This window comes from Halobacillus sp. (assembly GCF_049282395.1).
GTDB lineage: Bacteria > Bacillota > Bacilli > Bacillales > Halobacillaceae > Halobacillus.
On record NZ_JBAPTY010000116.1, the window covers coordinates 1 to 5,256 of the forward strand.

Here is a 5,256-nt window from a genome sequence, read left to right on the forward strand (position 1 = left end):
CCCGAATGATGTGGAGCGAGATGCAGCTATTCAACGATTTAAATTCTCTTTCGAGGCTAGTTGGAAAGCGACTAAGCAATATTTATATGACATAGAAGGGCTGGATGCCGGCTCACCGAAGGGCGTCATTCGCAGTTGCAGGGCGGTCCACTTGTTGGAGGATGAAGAGGCCGTTCTGGCTTTGGAAATGGTGAATGATCGTAATTTGACCGTCCGTACCTATAATGAAGAGGTGGCAAATAAAATCCACCAAAACTTGCCTCGGTATAATAACTTTCTCCATCAGTGGGTTGAACGGATGAATGGTAAAGTGAAGGAATAGCTATTAGATAAAGTCTTAGCTACTTCTAGTTAGTGAACCAAATTTTAAAAAAATGCATTAGCCCCAATGGTAAAATGCCCAGTTTTCTTTATTCTGAAATCTAGGTGCTTTTTTGGTGACTGGATTTTGACTCGATACTGTTCATAAAGTATTAAAATGTATTGTGGTTTATATATTAACTTTTCTATGCAAAGCTTGATATAACAAAGTTCGGTGGGTCTTATTATTGTCCTATTAAATAGCACGAGTGAATGGGCAGCATGATGTAATACCGCTCAACCACCTTGTATTAAAGGTTTTAATAGCCTTCACTAAATGAATGGACAATATTTTAAAAAAGCTGGCCTATCATCCAAAAAACGGATGATAGGCCAGCTTTTTTTGAAGTGTTATTTTTCCTCCATTTTCATTTCTCTGAAGTTTGAACTGGGCGCCGCTCCTTTGGTGCCATGCACTTTCGTGTACATCATTTTAATTTGCTGTGTAGTCATTTCCAGGTGCATCTCTTTCATCAGATTCTTTGCCTGTCTAAATTAATAACAGCAGTTGAGTCCAGCGTATTAATGGGATTCTTGAGGTATTCTTCTCTAAATATATCATTAGCAGTATATCCGCAGGGTCAGTTAAAGGATAAGATGTGTTACAATATTATCGAAACCGCTTTCGTATAATTTTTGATAAAAAGAAAGAGGGGTGAAGGATGCTTACCTTCACCTTATTCCTACATAAGAAAAAGGCTTTTTCTACATTTACAAAAGATAATGAGCTTGTAGCATATGTGAACTATTCGGAATACGCGAAATCAAGCTATCTTTTGAAGGGCGGGTTCATTGTGTTGGAGAAGTGGCAGGGGCATGAGGCTCGCTGGTTTTAAGTATTGACCATATTATTATAAAGCCATTAAAGAATAGAGAGGGGTTCATTCATGGTAAAGTATGCGTTTAATGAGGAAAAGTATTTTGTTATAGAAGAGTTTGATCGGGCTAAGACGTTTTCGAGTTTTTTACCGGGCATAGCCGGGTTGTATGGGGCTCCGATGTGGGCGTTTTATGTGAACAGAGGGCAAGGGATGGTGAGTTTCGGGATACAAGATAAAGATAATGCGATCACAGAGTTTTTTCCTGCCAACCAGGCTTATGAGCGCGTTTCAACCAATGGCTTCCGCACGTTCATTAAGGTTCAGCGTAACCAGGAAAGCTTCCTATTCGAACCATTTAATACGGATTCGAAACAAACCGTAACCAGGAACATGTATATAAAAGAAAACGAACTCATCATAACAGAACGAAACGAAGACTATGGAATTCAAACGAACGTGACTTATTTTACGTTACCACAGGAAAACTTCTCGGCTTTAATGCGTAAAGTGGAGGTAGAAAATATCTCGGATGAGGAAATAAGTCTTGAGATTGTAGATGGGTTACCTGCCATAATTCCTTTTGGAATAGAGGATGCAGCTTATAAAGCAGTAGGGAACACACTGAAAAGCTGGATGGATGTATTTAATGTAGAGAATCACATTCCCTATTATCGTGTCCGCTCCTCAACACAGGACACAGCTGAAGTGGAGGAAGTCACAAAAGGGCATTTTTATGCAAGCTTTGTAGAGGATGGCTCACTGCTAAAGCCTATTGTAGATGCATCCATTCTTTTTGGTGAAAATACGTCGTTACGCTTTCCGGAAAGGTTTGAAAGTAATTCGGTACAGGACCTTTTACAAGCGAAGCAAATTACGGCAAACAAGGTGCCGTGTGGTTTTTCAGCTTTTTCAAGTGTTTTATCCCTGAATGAATCTACGAATTTACATACGATGATTGGTCACGTGAATGACCTTACTATTTTGGAAGAGAAGCAATCTGAAATTAGTTCAGCCGCTTATTTTGATAGGAAGTATAAGGAAGCACAACTGCTTGTGGATGAATTAACAAGCGATGTCCATTCTCATACCGGAAGTGACATGTTTGATGCGTACGCGAAGCAGAGCTATTTAGATAACGTACTACGTGGTGGATATCCGATTTTACTAGAGAATAACAAAGAGCCGTTTCTCTACTATGTCTATTCTCGTAAACATGGGGACCTGGAACGAGATTACAATTTCTTTTCTGTGGCACCGGAGTTTTTCTCACAAGGGAATGGAAACTTTCGGGATGTGAATCAAAATCGCCGGAATGACGTCTTCTTCAAGCCTGAAGTGGGAGATTACAATATAAAGCTATTTATGAGTTTGATTCAAGCAGATGGTTATAACCCGCTAGTTGTAAAGGGAGCACGCTTTGAGGTGACCGAACAGGGAGACTGGTCATGGTTACAAAGGCTGTTCACCCGTCAGGACGATTTCGAATATATGAGTAACCTGTTGGGGATGTCGTTTACACCAGGTGCTATTATGCAATCGGTTGTGGACCGGAATATAAGTTTGGAAGTCTCACCGGAAGCGTTTTTAAGAACAGTACTTTCTCATAGTACACAGGAAATCGATGCAGAGTTCGGGGAAGGGTACTGGGTTGATCATTGGACGTATAACTTAGATTTAATCATTAATTATCTAAAAGTATATCCAGATCAAAAACAACATTTATTGTTTCATGATCGTTCTTATCGTTATTTTCATAGTCCAGCTTTCATCAATCCGCGTTCAGAAAAATATGTATTAGCAGGAGATAAGGTTCGGCAGTATGGGGCCCTCACCGAAAGCCATGAAACCACGGGTGGAAACTGGTTGAAGACAAAGGATGGACAAGTATATGAAAGTACCCTGTTCTCGAAACTGTTTTCGTTGGCCCTAATGAAATTCGCGACACTAGACCCTTATGGTATGGGAGTTGAAATGGAGGCGAATAAACCTGGATGGAATGATTCCATGAATGGACTTCCAGGAATTTTTGGTTCAGGGATGAGTGAAACAGTAGAGTTGAAGCGGTTACTTCAATTTCTGGTGGATTGTGAGCATAAAGAGAATACGGTTTTACCAGCTGAGGTCTTTACTATGGTACAAGAGATTAAAGAAGCGTTACAGCCAAACCTCTCCTCCTTTGAATACTGGGATACCGTATCAACAGCTAGAGAATCTTATCGAGAAGCGATTAAGTATAATCTAGATGGAAAAGAAGAATCGATATCAGCTTCTGAGGTTCAGGAACTGCTTCAGTTATTTATGGAGAAAGTAGATACTGGAATAGAAAAGGCGAAAGAGCTCGGCGAAGGCCTGGTTCCCACGTACTTTTATTACGAAGCGGATCAATTTGAGGTTCAAAAAGATGGGGAAGGTCAAGTTAAGAAGAATCAAAAAGGCTATTCGCTTGTGGATGTTCAACGTTTCCAGGTTCATGTACTTCCTCACTTTTTGGAAGGACCGGCACGAGCATTAAAAGGAATGAATGCTCAAGAAGCAAGGGAACTGCACCAGCAAGTACGTCAGTCAGATATATATGATAAACAGCTAGGCATGTATAAGACATCTACGTCATTAGAGGACATGAGCTATGAGCTTGGCCGTGCACGAGCATTTACCCCGGGGTGGTTAGAGCGGGAGTCTGTATTCATGCACATGGAATTTAAATATTTATTAAGTCTGTTAAGTGCTGGTATATATGAAGACTTCTTTGAAGATTTGAAAAACGCATTACCACCATTTATGGATCCATCCGTATATGGAAGAAGTACCTTAGAGAATTCTTCCTTTATCGCAAGTAGCGTCAATCCTGATGAAAGTATGCACGGTAGAGGGTTTGTGGCGCGATTAAGTGGAACAACGGCTGAGTTTTTGTCCATATGGCAAACCATGATGGCCGGTAAAAGTATATTTTCTGTTGAAGAAGGTGAATTATCCCTAAAGCTTCAACCACTCCTTCCAGAATGGTTGTTTGATGAACAGAACCAAGTAAGTTTTACATTCCTGGGTGAGATTGAGGTTACTTATCATAATGAAAATAGGAAATCTACATTTGGTGATAAAGGAGCCAAAGTGACACGTTATCTTCTTCACAATGAAGAAGGAACCACCACAGTGGATGGGGAGAAGATTCAAGGTTCTTTGGCTGAGAAAGTTCGAAATAGAGACTTTGAGAAAATAGAAACTATATTAACGTAAGAGGAAATGATGTACGATTTCATTTTATTTCTTGCGTAAACAGACAAGCTCATTTAATTGAAATACAGGGGGTCCAACATGGATGCAAAATTGATCCAAACGATAAAAGGTACAAATGACCGTTTAGCAGAAAAGGGAATGCTTCCATTTAAAGAAAAAGGTACAAAGGAAGGACCAGCTTTAAAGATCACACCGGGGGAACGCTACCAGACAGTAATGGGGTTTGGTGGTGCTTTTACCGAAGCGGCAGCTTATACCTTGTCCCAAATCTCCAAAGAGAAACGCATGGAAATCATCGAGAGTTACTTTCATCCTGTGCATGGGTTAGCTTATTCCCTTGGAAGAACACACATTCATAGCTGCGACTTTTCCCTGGGAAATTACACGTATGTAGAAGATGATGATGAGGAATTACGCACTTTTTCCATTGAAAGAGACCACCAATATGTTATTCCTTTTATTAAGGATGCCGTAAAAACAAGGAAAGAGGATCTTACTATTCTTTCCTCTCCATGGAGTCCTCCTGCGTGGATGAAGACAAATAATGAAATGAATAATGGTGGGAAGCTTTTACCAGAGTATCAGAGCGCTTGGGCACTTTATTATAGTAAGTATATAAAGGCCATGGAGGAAGCGGGGATTCCTATTTGGGGAGTTACGGTTCAAAATGAACCAGATGCCACTCAAATATGGGATTCTTGTCGTTACACAGCAGAAGAAGAGCGTGATTTTGTACGGGATTACTTAGGGCCAACTCTAGAAAAAGAGGGACTGGACCATAAAAAAATCGTAATTTGGGACCACAATCGTGATATTGCCTATGAGCGAGCGAAAACGGTTT

The 5,256-nt window shown here is 40.4% G+C and carries 4 protein-coding genes; all 4 read left to right on the forward strand.

Translation table 11 applies throughout. From position 1 onward, the window contains the following. Positions 1-322, forward strand: a 322-nt coding sequence (locus WAM07_RS05560; RefSeq protein WP_422165450.1) for an HI0074 family nucleotidyltransferase substrate-binding subunit, incomplete at its 5' end; no start/stop codon positions are given. Positions 323-1,022: 700 nt separating this feature from the next. Beyond that, positions 1,023-1,196: a hypothetical protein gene (locus WAM07_RS05565; protein WP_422165452.1), complete on the forward strand. Its 174-nt coding sequence runs from the start codon at positions 1,023-1,025 to the stop codon at positions 1,194-1,196. Between the two features lie 51 nt (positions 1,197-1,247). After that, positions 1,248-4,415, forward strand: coding sequence for a cellobiose phosphorylase (locus WAM07_RS05570; protein ID WP_422165454.1), 3,168 nt, complete (start codon positions 1,248-1,250; stop codon positions 4,413-4,415). Positions 4,416-4,493: 78 nt separating this feature from the next. Continuing rightward, the coding region (locus WAM07_RS05575) for a glycoside hydrolase family 30 protein (protein ID WP_422165456.1) at positions 4,494-5,256 on the forward strand (763 nt) is incomplete at its 3' end.